General features: G+C 65.7%; 16 protein-coding genes. 7 read left to right on the top strand and 9 right to left on the bottom strand.

All coding sequences use genetic code 11. The features are described 5' to 3' along the window. Positions 1-66: 66 nt before the first annotated feature. The 5 genes from ACM43_RS16715 to ACM43_RS16695 all read right to left on the bottom strand — a co-directional run bounded on the left by ACM43_RS16715 (position 67) and on the right by ACM43_RS16695 (position 9704). Positions 67-1920, bottom strand: coding sequence for a sigma-54-dependent Fis family transcriptional regulator (locus tag ACM43_RS16715; RefSeq protein WP_271541380.1), 1854 nt, complete (start codon positions 1918-1920; stop codon positions 67-69). A gap of 234 nt (positions 1921-2154) precedes the next feature. After that, on the bottom strand, positions 2155-5460 hold the full coding sequence (locus ACM43_RS16710) for an acetyl-CoA carboxylase family protein (RefSeq protein ID WP_271541378.1): 3306 nt from the start codon (positions 5458-5460) through the stop codon (positions 2155-2157). 8 nt (positions 5461-5468) lie between these two features. After that, entirely contained in the window at positions 5469-7190 is a 1722-nt protein-coding gene (locus ACM43_RS16705) for an AMP-binding protein (RefSeq protein ID WP_271541376.1), read from the bottom strand. A gap of 147 nt (positions 7191-7337) precedes the next feature. After that, the gene (locus ACM43_RS16700; RefSeq protein ID WP_271541375.1) at positions 7338-8009 is read right to left on the bottom strand and encodes an aspartate/glutamate racemase family protein; all 672 of its coding nucleotides are present in this window, start codon (positions 8007-8009) and stop codon (positions 7338-7340) included. 12 nt (positions 8010-8021) lie between these two features. After that, entirely contained in the window at positions 8022-9704 is a 1683-nt protein-coding gene (locus ACM43_RS16695; RefSeq protein ID WP_157285001.1) for a methyl-accepting chemotaxis protein, read from the bottom strand. Between the two features lie 293 nt (positions 9705-9997). Between ACM43_RS16695 and ACM43_RS16690 the strand changes: the two genes are divergently transcribed. Together ACM43_RS16690 and ACM43_RS16685 are read left to right on the top strand one after the other, a co-directional pair. Then, entirely contained in the window at positions 9998-10498 is a 501-nt protein-coding gene (locus tag ACM43_RS16690) for a hypothetical protein (protein WP_157285002.1), read from the top strand. A gap of 14 nt (positions 10499-10512) precedes the next feature. Further along, positions 10513-10980, top strand: coding sequence for a hypothetical protein (locus ACM43_RS16685; protein ID WP_271541371.1), 468 nt, complete (start codon positions 10513-10515; stop codon positions 10978-10980). A gap of 3 nt (positions 10981-10983) precedes the next feature. On the opposite strand, the gene ACM43_RS16680 is transcribed toward ACM43_RS16685, so the two are convergent. Beyond that, entirely contained in the window at positions 10984-11583 is a 600-nt protein-coding gene (locus ACM43_RS16680; RefSeq protein WP_271541370.1) for a TetR/AcrR family transcriptional regulator, read from the bottom strand. A 159-nt stretch (positions 11584-11742) separates the two neighbouring features. Here ACM43_RS16680 and ACM43_RS16675 point away from each other — a divergent pair, with 159 nt between their 5' ends. Next, positions 11743-12120 (top strand): tautomerase family protein, encoded by a 378-nt coding sequence (locus ACM43_RS16675; protein ID WP_109145972.1) that lies wholly within the window; start codon positions 11743-11745, stop codon positions 12118-12120. 37 nt (positions 12121-12157) lie between these two features. Here ACM43_RS16675 and ACM43_RS16670 read toward each other — a convergent pair whose 3' ends face one another. From ACM43_RS16670 to ACM43_RS16660, 3 genes are all read right to left on the bottom strand, one after another. Next, a complete protein-coding gene (locus ACM43_RS16670) occupies positions 12158-13027 on the bottom strand; it encodes an urea carboxylase-associated family protein (protein ID WP_271541368.1) in 870 nt (289 codons plus the stop codon). A 76-nt stretch (positions 13028-13103) separates the two neighbouring features. Further along, on the bottom strand, positions 13104-14033 hold the full coding sequence (locus ACM43_RS16665) for a CobW family GTP-binding protein (RefSeq protein WP_271541366.1): 930 nt from the start codon (positions 14031-14033) through the stop codon (positions 13104-13106). 3 nt (positions 14034-14036) lie between these two features. Next, positions 14037-15527 (bottom strand): amidohydrolase family protein, encoded by a 1491-nt coding sequence (locus ACM43_RS16660; RefSeq protein ID WP_404543817.1) that lies wholly within the window; start codon positions 15525-15527, stop codon positions 14037-14039. A gap of 358 nt (positions 15528-15885) precedes the next feature. Here ACM43_RS16660 and ACM43_RS16655 point away from each other — a divergent pair, with 358 nt between their 5' ends. The 4 genes from ACM43_RS16655 (at position 15886) to ACM43_RS16640 (ending at position 19532) form a co-directional block, all read left to right on the top strand. Beyond that, positions 15886-17043 (top strand): hypothetical protein, encoded by a 1158-nt coding sequence (locus ACM43_RS16655; RefSeq protein WP_271541364.1) that lies wholly within the window; start codon positions 15886-15888, stop codon positions 17041-17043. A 191-nt stretch (positions 17044-17234) separates the two neighbouring features. Then, a complete protein-coding gene (locus tag ACM43_RS16650; protein ID WP_271541362.1) occupies positions 17235-18260 on the top strand; it encodes an alpha/beta hydrolase in 1026 nt (341 codons plus the stop codon). Between the two features lie 195 nt (positions 18261-18455). Next, the gene (locus tag ACM43_RS16645) at positions 18456-18926 is read left to right on the top strand and encodes an aminoacyl-tRNA deacylase (RefSeq protein WP_157285009.1); all 471 of its coding nucleotides are present in this window, start codon (positions 18456-18458) and stop codon (positions 18924-18926) included. Between the two features lie 186 nt (positions 18927-19112). After that, positions 19113-19532, top strand: a complete 420-nt coding sequence (locus ACM43_RS16640; RefSeq protein ID WP_157285010.1) for a CBS domain-containing protein — start codon at positions 19113-19115, stop codon at positions 19530-19532. Positions 19533-19748: the final 216 nt, after the last annotated feature.

Raw genomic sequence — 19748 nt, 5'->3', positions numbered from 1 at the left:
CACCCTACGACATCTGCGTTCGCGGCAGAGACCTCTCAACTTTTCTTGCCGCACGCGGATCGAGCGCTACTGTGCCGTTTCGATCTTCAGCTGCTTGATCTTGCGATACAGCGTGGCGCGGCTGAGCTTCAATGCGCGTGCGGCTTCCGTCACGCGTCCACCATGCTCACGTAGCGCCGCGACAATCGTCGCACGCTCGGCTGCTTCGAGATCAGGCTCCGTCCGTCCAGCAAACGGCGGCAGATCGAGATCTGCATCGGTGATGACGCCATCTTCCGCCGTGCAGCCGGCGAGCCGCAGCACGTGGCGGAGCTGGCGCATGTTGCCGGGAAACGGGTAGACCGCGAGCTGCGACCATGCTTCCTCCGAGAGCCGGCAGCTCGGCGCCTCCTCGCGCGCGATCTGGCGGATGATGTCGTCGCGGTCGGCGCGCTCGCGCAAGGCGGGCAGACGCACCTCGATGCCGCGCAGGCGAAAATAGAGGTCGGCGCGGAAGGCCCCCGCTTCCGCCATGCGGCCGAGATCGCGATGCGTGGCGCTGATCAGGCGGATGTCGACCGCGACAGGCTTGAGCGCGCCGAGCGGCCAGACCTCGCGGTTTTCCAGAACGCGCAACAGGCGCGTCTGCAAGCCGATCGGCATGTCGCCGATCTCGTCGAGGAACAGCGTGCCGCCGTCGGCCTGCACGATCAGGCCCTTCGAGCCCTCGCGCCGCGCGCCGGTGAAGGCGCCGGCCTCGTAGCCGAACAGCTCGGCGTCGATCAGGCTCTCGGGCATCGCCGCGCAATTGAGCGCGACATAATTGTTGCGCGCGCGGTTGCTCGCACCGTGAATAGCCCGCGCGAACACGTCCTTGCCGACGCCGGTCTCGCCATGCAGCAGCACCGGCAGATTGTGGTCGCCGATGCGCATCAGCCGTTTCACGCTTCCGATCAGGCCGGGATCGCCGCCGGCGAGCCGGTGCAAGGCGTCGAAGCGATCGACGGGCGGATCGCGACGCTTGGTGAGCGGCCGCGCGCGCTGCGGCGGCGCGATCTGCCCCTGCCCCAATGGGCTGCCATCGGCGCGGCGCAGCTGGACTATGTCTTCTGCGTCGCGCGCGGCGTGATGATCGAACTTGATGTAGCGCGACAGGTCGATGCCGGACGCGATCAGGCCGTCGGTGAGGCCCAGCAATGCACGCGCGGATCGGCATGCGCCGACGACGCGGCGATCGTCGTCATAGGCGAGCAGGCCGCTACCGCCGTCGCCTGGCACGGTCGCGATCCAGGCATTGCGGAAATGGTCGCGGAAGATCGCGCCCTCGATGCGGCGCGTCGCCTGCATCGTGACCGCGAGCGCGAGCTGATGCGCGGCGCGGCTGAGATCATCCCGGCAAGACGTGATGTTGACGGCGCCCGCGATGCGGCCGACGGGATCGAATAGCGGCGCGACCGCACAGGAGAAGATGCCCCATTGCTCGCGAAAATGCTCGTCGCGATGAACCAAGATCGGCTTTTGCTCCGCAAGGCAGGTGCCAAGCCCGTTGGTGCCTTCATGGGCCTCGGAAAAATTCGAGCCGGTATAGACTTTCCAGCGCAGGAAGATCTCCGTGTCGGCCTCGCCCGGCAAGCGGCTGAACAGCATGGTCGCGTTGGCATCAGCAAGATTGACGCAATAGCCGGCCTCGCGCAGCACACGGGCGAGATCCTCGAGCTCGGACGTGGCCAGCCGGATCGTCGCCTCCATGGGCTGGGCGACGCGGCGGATCTCGGCTGCGGTCAGCGTCTGCGGCGGGCCCCGACGGGCCGGATCGAGTTTGTGGCTGATCAGGGAGCGCCGCCAGGAATCGGCAATCCGCGAAGAGGCATCGACGTCGGCCACATGATTGGCGACGGACAAGACACGGGCGACATGGTTCGAGGCCGAGAGGCTGGCCATCGCGGACGTCTCCACCCTGTATTATTGTGCAAAGTCTGGCACCACAGGCGGGGATGTCAATCGGGAACCGGGACGCAGTTGTAGGTCGCGATATCTCGGCGCCGTCATGGCCGGGCTTCGTCCCGGCCATCCACGTAGTGCAGCGCGCGCGAAAGAACGTGGATGCCCGGGACGAGCCCGGGCATGACGGCGTTGATATGGATTTGCCTCAAGCATCGGGTTGCTGCACCGCCCTCACCACGTGTCGATGCACGGCCGCTTCTTCTTCGTCCTCGGCTCGGGCTTCGGCACCGTGCGCAAGCCCGCCATGATCCAGCGCCGCGTCTCGGCCGGGTCGATGACGTTGTCGATCTCGAACACGGAGGCGATCGAGACCGCTTTGCCGTTGGCATAGAGCTCGGCGACCTTGTTGCGGTAATAGGTCTCGCGTTGCTCGGGGTCGGCGATCGCCTCCATCTCCTTGCGGAAGCCGAGGCGGACGTAGCCTTCCAGGCCCATGCCGCCGAACTCGCCGGTCGGCCAGGCCGCGGTGAAGAAGGAGGCATGGAAGCCGCCGCCGATCATCGATTGCGCGCCGAGACCGTAGCCCTTGCGCAGCACGATGCCGAACAGCGGCACGGTGAGGCTGGCGCCGGTCACGAACATGCGCGAGACGTGGCGCACGATCGCGGTCTTCTCCGCCTCCGGGCCGACCATGAAGCCAGGTGTGTCGCACAGCGAGACAACAGGCAGATCGAAGGCGTCGCAGAGCTGGAGGAAACGCGCGGCCTTGTCGCCGGCGTCGGCATCGATGGCGCCGCCGAGATGGCGCGGATTGTTGGCAATCAGGCCGAACGGCTTGCCTTCGATTCGGACCAGCGCCGTGATCATGCCGACGCCGTAGTCGCGGCGCAGCTCCAGAACGGAATCCCTGTCGGCGACGAGGTCGATCACGCTGCGGATGTCGTAGACACGCAGGCGGTTCTCGGGGATGGCGCGGCGGAGCAGGCGCTGGTCGGCGGCCTCCCACGCCGTCACTGCGCCCTGGAAATAGGACAGATACTTTTGCGCGACGCGGGTCGCTTCCTCCTCGTCCTCGACCAGGATGTCGATGACGCCGTTCGGCGACTGGAATGATACGGGGCCGACCTCGGCCGGATGATAGACACCGAGGCCACCGCCCTCGATCATGGCAGGACCGCCCATGCCGATCGAAGCGTTCTTGGTGGCGATGATGACGTCGCAGCAGCCGAGCATCGCGGCGTTGCCGGCGAAGCAATAGCCGGAAACGACGCCGACGACAGGCACGAGGCCCGAGAGCCGCGCGAACTGCACGAAGGACGGGCCGTCGAGGCCGGTCATGCCGAGCCGGTCGGTATCGCCGGGCCGGCCGCCACCGCCTTCGGCGTAGAACACCAGCGGCACGCGCCAGTCTTCCGCCAGCGTCAGCATGCGGTCTATCTTCTTGTGGTTCATGTGGCCCTGCGTGCCCGCGAGCACGGTGTAGTCATAGGCGACGACGATGCAACGCGCGCCTTCAGGCCCGAACTTCTCGGCATTGACCGTGGCGACGCCCATGACGAGGCCGTCGGCCGGCGTGTTCTTGATGAGATCGTCGAGCTTGCGACGGCGGCGCTGCGCCGCGATCGCGAGACTGCCGTACTCCATGAACGAGCCGTCGTCGACGAGCTGGGCGACGTTCTCGCGCGCGGTGCGCTGGTTGGTGTTGCGCCGCCGCTCGACTGCAGCGGGGCGGTTCTCGTCGAGCGTGTTCGCCTGGCGCGCAATCAGCTCGGCGAGATCGGGGCGGATATGGTCGAGATCGACATCGGCTTCCGCCGTCGTGCTGTCGGCGGCGACGTCGAGCGGCTCGAGATAGAGGATCGGCTCGCCATGCATCAGCGTGACGCCGTCGCCGGCGATGAGCTTCATCACCCGGCCGCCCTGCTCGGCCATGACGAGGTGCTCCATCTTCATGGACTCGATCACGGCGAGCTGCTGGCCCGGGCGGACGATCTCGCCCTCCGTCACCTGGATGGTGACGATGGTTCCTTGCAGCGGCGCCGCGACCATCACCGTGCCTTCGGGTACGGCTGGCGCGACGTGCACCTCCGCGCCGTGACCGGCGCCGCACTCGGACGCGGCGAAGTAAAGCGGCTTGGCGGCGCCATCCGATGCTTCCACGAGCCTGGCGATGTTGCGGTCGATGAAATCAGTCGCGATACGGTTGGTCCTGAAATCGGGATGCGCGAGCACCGCCTGAAGGAAAGCAATGTTGGTGACGACACCGTCGATCCGGAACTCGCGCAAGCTGCGCGAGGCTTTCGCGACCACATCATGCCAAGCCTCGCTCCGCGTGTGCACGATCACCTTCGCCAGCAGTGAGTCGAAGGAGGCGCTGGTCTTGTAGCCGGCATAGCCAAAGCTATCGACGCGGACGCCGGGCCCCGACGGCGGCTCGAACACGGCTAGGACGCCACCGGTCGGATGCGTGGCGCCTGACACGTCCAGCGTCTCCATGTTGACGCGAAGCTGCATGGCATGGCCGCGCGGCTTCGGGATCGATGCCTGCGCAAGACCGAGCGAGCTTAATGTGCTGCCTGCGGCGACCACGAGCTGGGCGCGGACGAGATCGACGCCGAGCACCTCTTCCGTGACGGTGTGCTCGACCTGGAGCCGCGGGTTGGCCTCGATGAAGGCGAAGCTGTCCTCGGCGGTTCCGTCGACCAGAAACTCGAACGTGCCGAGATTGTCGTAAGACGCAGCACCCGCCAGCTGCTTTGCCGCCTCAATGATGCGGCCGCGCAGGGCATCGCTCAATGACGGGCTCGGCGCCACCTCGATCAGCTTCTGGTGCCGGCGCTGGATGGTGCATTCGCGTTCCCAGAGATGGGAGATCGCACCATGGCGGTCGCCGATGATCTGGACCTCGATGTGGCGCGCCTGCCGGATCAGCCGCTCGGCATAGACGCCCTCGAAGCCGAACGCCGCCTTGGCCTCGGATTGGCAGCGCGCATAGGCTTCCGAAAGATCGGACGCGTTCTCCACCACGCGCATGCCACGGCCGCCACCGCCCGCCATCGCCTTGATCACGATCGCAGCGCTGCTGCCGAGCGAGGTAAAGAATGCCGTGATCTCCTCGAGGCTCGACGGCCCGCTGGTGCCGGCAATGATCGGCACGCCGCAGCGTTTCGCCAGCTGACGTGCCGCAACCTTGTCGCCGAACAGCTCGAGCGCAGCGGGTTTCGGCCCGACGAAGGTGATTCCGGCGTCGGCGCAGGCTTTCGCGAAGGCCGCGTTCTCGCTGAGGAAACCGTAGCCGGGATGCACGGCATCGCACGCCGCGCTCTTCGCCGCCATTACCACGGCGTCGACGTCGAGATAGGCCCGTGCGCCGCGGCCGGGGATCTCGATCGCCTCGTCCGCAACGCGCACGTGCAGCGACAACGCATCGTCGGCAGGATGGATCGCGACCGTCGCAATGCCGGCATCGGCCGCCGCGCGTGCGATGCGGATGGCGATCTCGCCGCGATTGGCGATCAGGAGCTTCTTGAACGACATCGTCTCTCTCACTGGACGGCAGGAGGATTTGGATTGAGGTCCTGCTTCCTGACCTTGCCCGTTGCCGTCAACGGCAGCCCATCGATAATGCAGACTTCCGGAACCTTGTAGACGGCCATGCGCTCGGCGCACCAGGCGCGCAGTTCTTGTTCTGAGACCGTGCCGATCGCTTCCGGCTTGAGCTGGATGTAAGCGACCGGCACCTGGCCCTTGTCCGGATCATCACGGCCGACCACGCCCGAGCCCAGCACCTTCGGATGCTGCCCCAGCAACGCCTCGATCTCCGGCGGAAACACGCTCATGCCCTTGACCTTCAGCATCTCCTTGCGCCGGCCGAGGAAGTGCAGAAAACCGTCCTCGTCGATGGTGCCGATATCCCCGGTGCGCAACCAGCCGTCGACGAGCGATTCCGCCGTCGCCTCGGGCTTGTTCCAGTAACTCTTGAGCAGCGACGGCGTACGCACGCGGATCTCGCCTTCGGCTCCCAGCGGCAGCAGCGCACCGGTCTCGAAATCGGTGATCTTGAACTCGGCGCCGGGGACCGGCAGGCCGACGAAGATCGGCTGGCTGTTGAGGTCGAAATCCCCGTCCTGAAAGCCAGCGGTGAAAGTATTGGAAGTGTGGGTCTCGGTCATGCCCCAGGCCGCCTCCATCAGGATCGTGCCGGTGAGGTCCTTCCAGCGCCTGCGATAGCCGGCGTTGAGCTTCTTGACGAAGGAGACCACGCGCACTTGTTGCAGCGACGACAGGTCGAACTCGCTCCAGCGCGGATGGTCCATCATCTCGACCGCGCTGTCGACCGGCATCGCCGTCATCGTGACCTTGTACTTGTCGATCGCCGCCATCGCGCCGACAGCGTCCCAGCGCGCGAGCAGAACCAGCGTGCCGCCCGAGAACAGCGGGAAGATCAGACCGGAATTCTCGCCCGCAATCCAGAACTCCGGAAAGAACGACAGGAACACGCTGCTCTCGTCCGAAGGAATCGAGATGCCGTAATTGGCGGCAGCCGTGTAGACCATGTCGCGATGGGTATGCACGCACCCTTTGGGCATGCCGGTGGTGCCGCCGGTGTAGTTGAGCGCAGCGACATCATCGAGGTGAGGCGGCGGCAGCGGGGTCGGTGCGGGCAGTGCCGCGAGCGCCGGCAGGAGATCAGTTGCGCCGGAGACCGCAACGCGCGGCGTGCGGATCGAGTCCGGTGCCGGAAAGGCAGGCGCCGCCGGCACGACATCGGCGAAGCTGGTGACGATGATCTCGCGCAGGCGCACGTCGCCGCGGACCTGATCAACGATAGGCATGAGCTGGTCGAGCGCGACGATCACCTCGGCCTGGGTGTCATTGAGCTGGTAGGACAATTCGAACGCGCGCGACAGCGGGCTGACGGGGGCATGGACCGCGCCGAGCTTCAGGATACCGAAGAACACGACGTGGAATTGCGGACAGTTCGGCAGGAAGACGGCGACGCGATCGCCCTTGCGCACGCCCTTTGCCTGCAACAGCGCCGCAAAGCGATCGCTCTGCCGATCGAGATCGGCATAAGTGGTCACATGCCCGTAGAAGATCACCGCGGGCCGCTCCGGACTCCGCTTCGCCCAGGTGCGCAGATATTCCGTCAAGGGAACTTCGCCGTGCAGATAGTTCGGCGAGCGCGGCAGGCCCTTCGGCCAGGCCTTGTCCCACAGGCCGCGCAAGGTGGCGAGGTAGTCATTCTCGTCCAGGCCCGTGTTCATGACGTCCTTCCCGTGTTGCTTTTCTTTTCGCGAGGGACGCAAGGCAGCATCGCTCGACCTCGTTACACGTCGAGCACCGCAGAGTTGATGTCAAGGAAAACAGTTTTCCGCAGCACGGCCGATGCCGCGGCGCGGAAAAACCAGAGGTTACGCCGCGACGAGACGAGTGATCCGTCGCACGGCAGATGGGATCGGGGCGATGATTGGCGCCGCGAACATCGGCTGAAGCTCGTGGGCCGCTTCACCCAGCGGCCCGCCGCCGATGATGACCGCTTCCGCTCTGTCTCGCACAATGCAGGCCTCAACCGCGCCGGCGAGCGCTGCGCGCAGCTGCGCCGGATCGCGCATCAGCTCTTGCGGATCACCGTCGGCGAAGCGCGTGCCGGTGTAGCTTGCGCGCAAGCCCAGCGTATCAGGCAATGCATCGATCTTCGCTTTCAGCAACGGCGTCGTGGTCGCCACGCCGAACCGGCGACCGTTCCCGGCGGCTTCCAGCATCGCGGATTCGCCGATGCCGACGGCGGGCAGCTTCATCGCCGCCTTGATCCCGGTGAGACCGGGATCACCGAATGCCGACACGATGACGCCGTCGCACTCGCCGCCACGGAGACGCGCGATCTCCTCGACCTCCAGCGCAGCCACTTCCAGCGCGTCCGCCGAGACGATCATCGTGGGCGCACGCGTTGCCGTGGCGCCGACGATATCGAAACCATCGGCGGCAGCGGACCTTGCGATCGCCACCATCATCGTGGTGGTCGCCTCGTTGCTGTTCGGATTGATCAGGAGGATGCGCGCGCGTCGATCGGAGTTTTGGCCCATCCTCCCGCTATACTAAGCCGCCCGCACGCCCGCAACGAAGGCGCTGACCTCGTCCTGCAGCGATTGCAGCTTGTGCGTCAGCCGGCCGCTCGATTGCAGTACAAGGCCGGCGGCCTGTCCGGTCTCGGCCGTCGCATCGGTGACGCCGGAGATGTTGTGCGAGACCTGGTCGGTGCCGGAGGCCGCCTCCTGCACGCTGTGCGCGATCGCCTTCGTCGCGGCGCCCTGCTCCTCGACCGCCGCGGCGATCGACGAGGAGATCTCGTTGACCTCCATGATGGTGGCGCGGATGCTCTCGATGTTGCCGACGACCTGATTGGTCTCGGCCTGGATCGCGGTGATCTGCGCGCCGATCTCGTCGGTCGCCTTCGCGGTCTGGCTCGCCAGCGACTTCACTTCGCTCGCGACCACCGCAAAGCCCTTGCCGGCCTCGCCCGCGCGCGCCGCCTCGATGGTGGCGTTGAGCGCGAGCAGATTGGTCTGCGAGGCGATCTGGTTGATGAGGTCGATGACCTCGCCGATCTTGTGCGCGGCGGCGGCAAGGCCCTGCACGGTGTCGTTGGTGCGCTGGCCGTCGGCGGCGGCCTTGTCGGCCACTGTCGCGGCCTGCGCGACGCGCTGGCTGATCTCGGCGATCGAGGCCGACAATTCGCCCGCGGCGGAGGCCACCGTCTGCACGTTGCTCGAGGCCTGCTGGCACGCGGTGGCGACGAAGCTCGCACGGTCGCTCGCCTTGTTGGCGGTTTCCGACATGCCCTGCGCGGCCTGCTGCATCGCGCGGGCCTCGTCGAAGACGTCGCGGACGACGGCCTGCACGCTCGCCTCGAACTTGCCGGCGAGATCGGTCATGGTCTTGCGCTTCTCCTCGTCGGCCTTCTGCTTCAACTCCTGCTGCTCGGCATGCATCCGGCTCACCGCCGATGCATTGTCCTTGAACACGGCGAGCGCCTTGGCGAGGCCGCCGACCTCGTCGCGGCGGTCGGTGTAGGGCACGTCGAAGGCGCTGTCGCCGGCGGCAAGGCGCTCGGTCAGCGCGGTGATCCGGGCCAGCGGCCGGGTGACGCTGCGGCCGATCAGGAAGGAGGCGCCGAGCACCACGACCAGCACAGCGAGACAAATATAGGCGAAGGTCATCGCGTTCTGGCGGAAGGCGGCATCGACGTCGTCCAGATAGATGCCAGTGCCGATGATCCAGCCCCAGGGCGCAAAGCCCTTCACATAGGAGATTTTCCCGACCGGCTGGTCGAAGCCGGGCTTCGGCCAGAGGTAGCCGTAGAAGCCCGCACCCTGCTTGGTGACGACGTCAACGAAGCCCATGAAGAGCGCATTGCCGGCGGGATCCTTCATCCCGGAGAGATCCTTGCCGTCGAGCTCGGGCCTGATCGGATGCATGACCATCTTGGGGGTCATGTCGTTGATCCAGAAATACTCGACCTTGTCGTAGCGCAGACTCTTGATCTCGGCCATCGCGCCGGCCTGCGCCTGCTCGCGCGAGAGCTTTCCTTCGCTCTCGAGTTTCTGGTAGTGCGCCAGGATGCCGTAGCCAACATCGACCATCTGCTGCGTCTTGGCCTGACGGTCGGCGACCATCTGCGTGCGCAGGGTCGAGAGGGCGACCGGCGCCAACGCGATCATGCCGAGGAGGCTGATGCCGACAATCAGGACCAGCTTGAAACTGATGCGGGAGAAAATCATCGGTGCTCACAGGAATTGGAAGGGCTGATATGCCAGATTATCCCGCGTCTCTTAGCAAAGCTTTAAGCATTCGGGTTCCGACACTCCGAAATTTTGCGGGGAACGTGACCGGCACGCTCGTATGGCCACGAGACAAAGCGAGACCGACCTCACCCGAGATACGAATTCTTCCAATCTAGAACACCTCGACATCGTCTCTCCGCGCGTTGACTTGGAGAGCTCTCTGGCAGAACGATCGGCGCAGATCATCCGCGCCAGCGCTGGCGTGAGCGCAGCCGGAGGCCAGAGGCACAATGCATCGATCGACATACACGAGGCCCGTCGACCTTCCTGCGCTGAGTGCGGCGGAGCGGCTCTTCATCTGGGGATTTCGGGCGAAGGCGCGTAGCGGAAGCGCCGTCCCGACGGCGGCCGATATCCAGCAGGTGTACGACCATTTTCGCGTCGGCGATGCCGTGCTGTCGCTGGATTCCATCATCGAGATCTTTGCCTGCACCGCGCATACCGCGATCGAAGTGCACTGCCCCACCTGTCCGCGCATGTCCGACAGCGAGCGCGGAATCTTGCGCGCGATTGCCGCGGCCCAGCAGGACCGCGTCGATGTCGCGCGCGAGCAGTTCGAGCGCTGGCTGCCGCCGATCGGCGCCGATTGGGCGCTCGCGCCGGTCCTGGGGCTTGCGACGATCTTCCGCATGGCCGGCCTCGTCCTGCCCGACCGGCACGAGCCGCCTGTCGCGCATGACGGAATTTCGGCGATGAAGAGCTGGTTCGTCGGCAGCGCCACGTTGCATTGACGCGATCGTTCAAGATGCGGGCCAGTTGCGATTCTGCGGCGACGTCGGACGCGGGTGAGCGGCTGCTCTGTCCACTCCAAGCCGCGCTTGCGACCCGTCCGGACATCGACAGCTACGATGATTTTTCCCGCCTCGCGCTGGCGCTGCTCCGCTTCATCGGAGCGGCCTATGCGACCGGCGCATCGGATTGCTGGGAAGCGGCCTATCGCTTTGCCGAGGAAGCGCCCGGCATTGCCGACAGTCCGCTGCTGGTCGCGCGCGCGGCCGCGCTCGTCAGGATCCTGCGCAAGGAGCGGCCCTGCGAGCTGTGCTTCATGCCGCCGTCCTGCAGGCGCCTTTCCAAGGACGAGGCGGAATTGATGCGACTGCTGGCGGTCGCGCGCCGCAAGCAGCCGGGCGAGCTCGAATCCACCGTTGGCCAGGTCGTTGACTTCGGCGAGGATGCTGCGACACGCGCGGTCAACGCGCTCGCGCTGTGCTGACACCTATCCGCCATTCCTGCCGAGCACGAGATCGATCGTGTGCGCGGCGATCTTGCGCAATTGGGGCTCGTCCCCGAAGGCACGCTCGAGCACGGCGAGGCCGCGCGTCACGGTGACGATGTGCAGCGCCGCAGCCGCGGGATTGCCGTCGAACTCGCCCCGCGCCGCGCCAGCGGCCAACGTGTCCTGAAGCAGTGCGGTGATGCGCGAGATCAGGTTCGCAAAAGCCTGGCGCGCGTTGTCGTCGAGCCCCTCGCCTTCGGTGCCGCCGAGTTCCATCAGCCCGCGCGTCGTCGGACAGCCGCGCGGCGGCGTGCCCGAGCGGAAATTGGTGATGGTCAGATCGAAGAACGCGGTGAGGCGCTTGCGCAAGGAACCTGCCCCGAGCGCCTTTTGCACCTTGGCGAGATAATCCCCCGCGTAGCGTTCATAGGCCTGCAGGAATAGCGCCTGCTTGCTGCCGAAGGCATTGTAGAGACTCCCGCGCTGGACCGCCGCATCGCGCGCAATGTCGGACAGCGAGGTGCCGCGCACGCCCTTGCGCCAGAACTGGTCGAACGCGATGCGCAGAACCTCGTCATGATCGAACTCGCGCGGTCTCAAGCTTGGCTCCGCAAAATATTTGACATGCCGTCAAGAACATGCTTTCTCGACATCGTGTCAAAAACCGATCGAGATTGATAGTCCGTTTTTTCTCAATTGGCCGAGCCGGCGGCGTTCACATCGCCGTGTCGGCCGGAGCCGCATGCAAAGGGCCGCGTGATGCCTCTCCTCCACATTTCGATGCGCGCTGGTAAGCCGCAAAGCTACCGGCAGGCGATTCTGGACGGACTTTACCGCGCGATGCGCGAGGCCCTGAACGTGCCCGAAGGCGATGCGTTCATGGCCATCACCGAGCATGAGCCGGCCAACTTCCGCTGCGGCAATGCTTACGGCGTCGAGCGCAGCGAAGACGCCCTGCTGATCCAGATCACCGTGTTCGCCTCGCGCACGGCCGAGCAGAAGAAAGCGCTGTATCGCCGGATCGCCGACCTGCTCGGCGAGAACCCGGGGATCAGGCCCGAGGACGTGTTCGTCAACGTGCTCGACGCGCCCAAGGAGAACTGGTCCGTCGGTCACGGCATCGCGCAGTTCGCGTGAGGTGCACGGCGACGGATGGCCAGTCGAGGACTGAGATTCAGCGTCCTGCATGCGCACCGTGGTGACGGTGATAAGCGCTCGGCGAGGGCCAGGTCCAGCCCTTCAGGGCCGTTCGATCCGGCTCGAAGATTTCGATCTTGAGCGGATGGCATGCCGCGGCATCGCTGGAATGGGTTGCGCTGCAGTCTCCACCCGGACAGGCCGACAGCGCGCCGAGCAGGTCGATCTCCGCGAAGAACTCGATGAAGTCGCCGGGGCGGACTGGACTTGCCTTCATGAAATATTGGTGCGTGTCCCCAGTGAAGCCGGTGCACATGAAGACGTTGAGCACGTCGTGGACATCATGCTCCACTGCGGCCGGATCCGCCTTCAATTCGGTGGCGAGGGCGCGGGACAGGTTGGAGTGGCAGCAAAAATCGTAAGCCGTGCCGTTCAGCAGGAGATTTGTGTAGGGATCGCAGCGCGTGCCGATCACATCGTGAATGCCGGCACCGTCCGCGTCGAAGCCGTACCAGCCAAGCGTATCGTGGCTGATGGTCGCCATCGGCCGAAGATAGGGCATATTGCTCCAGAGCCGGTCACCGATGCCGACATGCGTGCCATGGAGCGCCCGCGTCTTGCCGCTGAAGAAGCGCTCGGAGAGATCGTCTGCATTCCAGAGATTGAGGTCGCCGACCTGCGGGCCTTCGATGCTGACGATGCGGAAGAACTGGCCGCGCGCCACGCGAAAGGCACGGGCATCGCGTGGGGGCACGATAAGCTCGTGCGTCTTGACCGCAGCACGGCGGACTATTTCGAGCGCGGCCATGTCCGGCCCGGGCATCGTCCCGACCGGATAGACGATGGCCGGCTTGGCAGCGCGGCGCGAGGCAGCATCAGCGGGGGCGAGTGGGATATTTGGCGGCATAGTTCGGCCTCGGATCGACTCGGCAAGAGGAGAGGTGGTGGCTAATGGCGGAAGCGGTTGACCCTACCCCCTCAGCTCAGCCGCCGGCAACGCACGCCTCCATGACTTCATCGAGCTCCGCCTTCGAGAGAACGCCAAGCTCGGCAATGAAGACGATCCGCGACCGCGCCGCGCCCGGTGCCGGCGCATCGCCTGGCGCGAGCGTCGCGCGGCCGGCGGCGAACTGAAACACCATCGTGCGGCCGGGCTGCTCGATGGTTTCGAACAGGCCCTTGGCGCGCGCCAGCTTCGGCGCAAGGCGGTTGATGGCCTGCTGCAGGCGCGGCAGCGAGACCGGCTTATCCGAGGTCCAGCTCAGTGCCTCGAAGCGCTCCTCCGCCGGCCGTTTCGGTCCCACCTCGCGCGACGCCGGAGAGCGGTCGGCGTCGGCGGGAAACAGCAGCGCGGGCGGAATCTCGCCGTGGTGTGCATCGACCACCACCGCGGGCACGCGCTGGGCGCGGATGGCGTCACGCATCCGCACCCCCGCGCCCGCGCCCGCCAGATCCAGCTTGCTCAATGCCACGATATCGGCGACGCGCAGCTGCGACCGCATCAGCGCGTCGTCCAGAGCCGAAGGCGGTGTCCCTGCGTCCAACACGCAAAGCACCGTCTCCAGCTGCGCCTCGCGCAGAATCACCGGGTCCATCAGGTTGCGCACGATATCGGCGGGATCGGCGACGCCGCTGGTCTCGATGACGATACAATCGGGCTTGGGATCACGCCGCAGCAGCGTCGAAAGCGTGCGGAGCAGATCGCCCTCGAGCGAGCAGCAGATGCAGCCATTGGCAAGGCTGACCACGCCGTCGCTCGCACCCGCGATCAGCTCCGCATCGATGTTGATCGCACCGAAATCGTTGACGACGGCGGCGATCCGCCGCCCCTCCGCATGCGCCAACAGATGATTGACGACCGTGGTCTTGCCGGCCCCCAGAAAGCCGGTCACCAGGAGAATGGGGACCGGCATGGCTCAGCTCTCGACGATTGGGCGCCGCACCGGCCGGCCCGGCCGCGCAGCCACATCGAGAATACCGTCGCTGATCAGCACCTGGCCGCTGACGACCAGATGCCGCACGCCCTCAGAGGGCCGGTTCATCGCCGTGAAAGTCGCTCGGTCCGAAAGCTTCTCGTAGTCGAACACGACGATATCGGCATCCGCGTCCTTCGCCAGCCGGCCCTTGGCGCGCATCGCCGGCGTGCTCTGCGAGAGGATCTCCGCCGGGATCAGCGCGCATTTGCGCACGCCTTCCAGCAGCGACACGGCCTTGCGCTCGCGGACCCATTCGCGGATGAACTTCGTGAAGCAGCCGGCCGAGCGCGGATGCGAGGTCGCGTCATCCGGCAGCGGCCAGGCATCGCCGGTGTAGGTTGAGCCGTCCGACAGCGTCCACGGCATCGCGTCGGAGGCGATCGCGCCGCCGGGATACAGCACCGACATGTCGAGCAGGTCGCGGTGATGCGCGTTGTTGTCGGTGTCGAGGATGTGCCAGAGCACCAGCGAGGACGGCTCCTCGGCCTGCGCCTTCAAGAGCTCCTCGCGGTCGTGGAAGCGGTAGCCGTCGGTCACGCGCTGCACGGAATCGTAACCGGTGCCGTTGCGCTCGACGAACTCCGGATCACTGAAGAAGGCGGCGGCCAGCACGGTCGAGCCGGTGCCGTAAGGATAAGCCTCGACCGTGATCGGCAGGCCCTGTCCTTGCGCCTTCTCGATCAGCACGCGGCAACGCTCGACATCGGTCTTGCTCGACGAGTTGAAATGGCAGATGTGCATATGCGCGCCGGTAGCGCCGGCATAGCCGATCAGGCGGATATAGGCTTCCACCGCGCTCTCTGGGTCGATGCGCGACATGAAGGCGACATGGGTGAAGGTGGGCACGTCCTGCTTCGCGGCGAGCTGGCACACTGCGGTCAGCTCCTGCACGCCGGCGCCGGGCGCATAGGCGTTGAGGATGCCGATGCCGATGCCGCCCTCGTTGAGACCGCGCCCGAGACGCTCGAGGATGCCCGAGACCTCCGCATCGGTTGCGACGTTGTCCATCCAGCGGCGATCGCGCATGGCGTTGCCGAACGCCTCCAGCGAGCTCTCCGCGTTGGAGCCCGTCATCGCGCCGATGCGGGCGAAGGCCCAGTTGGTGGCGGCACCATAGTTCAGCACACGTCCCTTCCGTGCCTGGCGCTCATACCAGGACGCGACCGGCAGCACGCCGGCCTCGAGATCGAGCGTCGTCGTGACGCCGTCGAACGCCTGCATGCGGTCGGCCGGGATCGACTGGCCATGGGCGTGCAGATCGATGAAGCCGGGCGCCACCACGAGGCCGGTGGCGTCGATCACCCGCTCGGCGTCGCCGAGACCGGTGCCGACGGCGGCAACCTTGCCGTCCACCACCGCCACGTCGCCAACGGCGTCCATCCCGCTCGCGGGATCCACCACCCGGCCGCCAGAGATCACCAAACCGCTCATCTCGTCACTCCGAAAAGCAAATTGCCAAAATCTCCGAAGGCCCGGCAGCAGCTTCGGAGGCGCATCGGCGCGCATAGTGCAGATTTTGAGATCGACGACCACCTCCACTGAAGCCGACGCAGCATGCATATCGCCGCTCAGCCAATGCCCGGATCGCGCTGGCGGATGCAGTCTCGGGTTGCATCCCGGCAAAGGCCACGCTATTGGATGCACGCAATCTTTCTTTCTTGGAGGCGACCATGTCTACGACTGCACGCTTCCCGGGTTCGACGCGCGATATTTGACGCGCCCCTCCCGGGATTGAGTCCCGGATGAGATCACAACGCTCCGTATCAAATCGAATGTGCCGCGGTGCCTCTTGGGCCGCGATCGCGAACCTGTTGTCATGACATCCAATCTCCTGCCGGCCCCTTGTCGGGTGACCGCTCGCTCCGACCTGCTCGAACGCAGGCTTCGGCGGTATCATCCGCATTTCCAGGGTGCCGTACGCACTCTGGCCCTGCAGCACCCGCGCTTGGCCGACCTTGCCGCGAGCTTTCCCGCGCTGCTCTTCGCGCTGGCTGTTCCGCGGACACGGCTCGATCCCGCGCGTGCGATCGCACGCGTGGTCGAGGGCGCTCCCCTCGCGCAAGCCGCCGCAGCTGCCGATCTGCCCCTGTGGCTGCGCAAGCTGCCGCCGGAGGCATTCGCGCGCCCGGTCCCGCGCCTGCCTGACGGTGAGCTGTTCCGCCGGCAGATCGCGAACCACCTTCCGCGCTCACTCAAGCTCGCGCCGTGCTGGCTTCAGCTCATCGCCGAGACCGCCGAGCTCGCGCATGCGCCGATGACTGTGTGGATCGCGCGCGAGTTCGTCCGCGAGCCGCAGCGTGTGAGGACTGCGCGGTTGCGGTTCATCTGTCTCTGGGCGTGGTTTTCGTCTCAACCGACGACATTGGGGCACGATCTGATCGAGAGGCCGTGGACACCGGACCTGGGGATCGATGCCGCACGTTCGGCCGCAGAGGATTGGCGAACGGTCGTTGCCTTGCACACCAACCTCGGCCGCCTGCCGATCGCCGACATGTGGCTGCGGCCCGGCCGGATGGCAGGCTACGAATTCGTGCCGCTGGATTGCATTGCCGCCATCACCGAAGAGGCAAAGGCGATGCGGAATTGCCTCAGAACCCTTGGCAGCAGCCTCGCACACAATCATTCGCGACTCTGGAGCATCCGGAAAGACGGCGAGCGGATCGCGACGTTACGGATCTCCCGCCGCTACCGTGATCCGCTGCCGAACCTCGTCGAGCTCCAAGGCCCCGGCAATGCTGAAGTATCGCGCGAATTGTGGTGGGTCGCTCGCCAATGGCTGCACAAACACGATCTATCGCAGATCGACATGAGGCAATTTGACTGGGGTACGGCACCGATCGACCGCGAAAGTTGGACATTGCTTTGGCGGCCGTACTGGCTTGCCAAGCGGCGCATCCCGCAATGGCTGCCGGTCGCGCCGTCGCGCACGGCGCTTGAGTTGCTGTGAGCCGGAAATGACGCTCTCTGAGATTGATTGCGGTAACTCGCAGAGCTCCACCCATTCTGCGAGCCGATTGGCCTTCGTTCGGACGCAAAGACAACCCGCCGGGATGCGACTCTGCCGTCTTCTCGCCCCCATTCTCCTTCAGGGAGCTAGCGGGGCGGCGTTACGGTGGGCAAAGTTCCCTGAGGTTCCGTGTGATCGTCCGACGTCTTCTGCAACGCGACTGCCGTCCTTCCGTTTCGCGCCGCGCCGTCCTTGGCGGACTCCTGTCGGCAGGCAGCGCGCTCGCGCTCGGCGGATGCGCGGGCCTCGGTGCGACCGGCGCGCGCTACGACGCCTCGTCGCTCTCCGTTGACCCCACGTTGCTTGTCGTCACCACGCGCAAGCCCGTCAACGGCGCCCGCGCGAAACCCTGGTTCGGGCCGGAGCGCGCCGCGAGCATGACAATCGCACGGGCGAAGCTGACAGCGCCGGATGAGAGCCGACTTTCCCTCGCCTCGGTTGGCCTCGAGGATTGGCGTCTCGACCGGATCGAGCCGGTGCCGGCCGAGGCGGGCGATCTCGCTGCGCAGGCCGGCGGCGGGGACGTGCTGATCTATGTGCACGGCTTCAAGCAGACTTTCGAGACGGCGGTGCTGGATGCAGCCCACCTCTCCAATGGGATCAAGTTCCGCGGCCGGACCATGGCGTTCTCCTGGCCTTCCAAGGCAGGACTGTTCGACTACGCCTATGACCGCGACAGCGCGATGTGGTCGCGCGACAATTTCGAGCGCGTGCTCTCGGCGCTGGTGTCGGCACCGGGAGCGGGGCGCGTGCACATCGTAGCTCACAGCATGGGAACCATGCTGACGCTCGAAAGCCTGCGCCAGCTCCATGGGCGATACGGCGACACGGTGACGAGCAAGATCGGCGCGGTGGTGTTTGCCGCCCCCGACATCGACATGGACGTGTTCTCGTCGACGATCCAGCGCATCGGCCCGCTCGCCGGCAAGATCACGGTGATCGCCTCGACCAACGATCGTGCACTGGCGCTGTCGGGACAGCTCGCCGGCGGCATGACCCGGGTCGGTGCGGCCGAGAAGGCCGCCATCGCCGCGCTCGGCGTGCGCGTGGTCGATGCGTCGGCGGAAGGCTGGGGCATCGTCAACCACGATCTGTTCCTGTCGAACGCGGAAGTGCAGCGGGTGATTCGGCGCTCGATCGACGGCACGACGGCGTAGGAGAGCGCCTGCGCCGGCCACGCGAAAAGCCTGCTCCTGCCCACATCCGTTGCGGCTCCCAGGGGAATTGCATTGCAGCTTGCGGATGGAAGACCTATGCTGAGTTTCTAGTCAGGCAGCCGCCCATCGTATGGCGAGAGACTGCAGGATCGGCCTCACGGTGGATGGTTTCCATTCAGCATCGGAGGTGATGCCATGGCCATTGCTCCCACCCTCCAGAAATACCTCGCCGCCGAGAACATCCAGTACGAGGTGATCCCGCACGAACTCAGCATGACGTCCGCCCGAACGGCGCAGGCATGCCATATCTCCGGCGACCGCCTCGCCAAGGGTATCGTGTTGCGGCGCGACGGCGGATACATGCTGGCCGTCTTGCCTGCATCGCATCACCTGCGCCTGTCGGACCTGAGGACAAGCCTCGGCGACAATGTCCACATGGCCGATGAAACCGAGATCAATCGGCTGTTCAGCGACTGTGCACACGGTGCAGTTCCTGCCGTCGGCAAATGCTACGGATTGGATATCATCGTCGACGACAGCCTCGAGGCACAGCCGGACATCTATATGGAAGCCGGCGATCATGAGACGCTGCTTCACATGGGTCACGCGCAGTTTGCGCGCCTGACGGCCAACGCACCGCACGGCCGCTTCAGCGCGCATGACTGAGGATCCTGTGCGCCGCCCATTGTCCTTGCGGCCCTGGGCGGGAACTCTAGCCGCAAGATCGCCGTCATACCGTTCCGCAGGGTGGCGGCGAGAGTGTCTGCGCTTTGTCTTCTGGTCGGAGTTCGGAGGATGGGGGTGCCGCTGCATTGCACCAACGCACTTGAAACCCACGAACGGAGGCTCACCATGAAAGTCAGAGACGTGATGCACAGGGGTGTCGACTGGGTCAGCCCCGACACGCCAATCACCGAGATTGCCAAACTGATGCGGGCGCATGACATCGGCTGCATTCCGATTGGCGAGGATGACAAGCTGGTCGGAATGGTGACCGACCGCGACATCGTCTGCAAAGGACTCGCGAGCCACAGCTTCGATGCCGGCCGCGCGACGGCACGTGACGTGATGACCGAGGGCATCCATTGCTGCCGCGAGGACGATGACCTCGCCAAGGCGATGCATCATATGGAGAAGCTGCAGGTCCGCAGGCTGCCGGTGATCAACAAGAGCAAGCGGATGGTTGGCATCATCAGCCTGGGTGACATCAGCCATTCCTCATCGGGTGACATGCTCACCGAGACCGTCAGAAGCGTTTCGGCGCATCACTGAAGTTACCGCCAAAACGTATGGCCACGGCTCCTCTCGCGATCCCCCCGAATAGGGTTGGGGGGAGCCCGAGGCATGCGCTCGTGGTGCAACCGTCGCGCGGCGCAGAAGCGACGACGCGATGCGGCTCATTTTGCGCCGGAGTGAATGCAAGTTGCGCCGGAATGGATGCAGGGCCCGTTCACTCGATCACGTCATCATCGATGACGCTGCGACGCG

It is taken from the genome of Bradyrhizobium sp. CCBAU 45321 (genome assembly GCF_028128975.1).
Lineage (GTDB): Bacteria > Pseudomonadota > Alphaproteobacteria > Rhizobiales > Xanthobacteraceae > Bradyrhizobium > Bradyrhizobium yuanmingense.
This window is presented reverse-complemented; position numbering and strand designations above follow the sequence as displayed.

What these genes read in the sequence shown, in the direction of transcription:
- ACM43_RS16705 (WP_271541376.1), bottom strand. Translation starts at nt 7,190, where the DNA reads ATGAACACGGGCCTGGACGAGAATGACTACCTCGCCACCTTGCGCGGC.
- ACM43_RS16670 (WP_271541368.1), bottom strand. Translation starts at nt 13,027, where the DNA reads ATGCCGCCAAATATCCCACTCGCCCCCGCTGATGCTGCCTCGCGCCGC.
- ACM43_RS16660 (WP_404543817.1), bottom strand. Translation starts at nt 15,527, where the DNA reads ATGAGCGGTTTGGTGATCTCTGGCGGCCGGGTGGTGGATCCCGCGAGC.
- ACM43_RS16665 (WP_271541366.1), bottom strand. Translation starts at nt 14,033, where the DNA reads ATGCCGGTCCCCATTCTCCTGGTGACCGGCTTTCTGGGGGCCGGCAAG.
- ACM43_RS16700 (WP_271541375.1), bottom strand. Translation starts at nt 8,009, where the DNA reads ATGGGCCAAAACTCCGATCGACGCGCGCGCATCCTCCTGATCAATCCG.
- ACM43_RS16715 (WP_271541380.1), bottom strand. Translation starts at nt 1,920, where the DNA reads ATGGCCAGCCTCTCGGCCTCGAACCATGTCGCCCGTGTCTTGTCCGTC.
- ACM43_RS16675 (WP_109145972.1), top strand. Translation starts at nt 11,743, where the DNA reads ATGCCTCTCCTCCACATTTCGATGCGCGCTGGTAAGCCGCAAAGCTAC.
- ACM43_RS16695 (WP_157285001.1), bottom strand. Translation starts at nt 9,704, where the DNA reads ATGATTTTCTCCCGCATCAGTTTCAAGCTGGTCCTGATTGTCGGCATC.
- ACM43_RS16640 (WP_157285010.1), top strand. Translation starts at nt 19,113, where the DNA reads ATGAAAGTCAGAGACGTGATGCACAGGGGTGTCGACTGGGTCAGCCCC.
- ACM43_RS16685 (WP_271541371.1), top strand. Translation starts at nt 10,513, where the DNA reads ATGCGGGCCAGTTGCGATTCTGCGGCGACGTCGGACGCGGGTGAGCGG.
- ACM43_RS16710 (WP_271541378.1), bottom strand. Translation starts at nt 5,460, where the DNA reads ATGTCGTTCAAGAAGCTCCTGATCGCCAATCGCGGCGAGATCGCCATC.
- ACM43_RS16690 (WP_157285002.1), top strand. Translation starts at nt 9,998, where the DNA reads ATGCATCGATCGACATACACGAGGCCCGTCGACCTTCCTGCGCTGAGT.
- ACM43_RS16645 (WP_157285009.1), top strand. Translation starts at nt 18,456, where the DNA reads ATGGCCATTGCTCCCACCCTCCAGAAATACCTCGCCGCCGAGAACATC.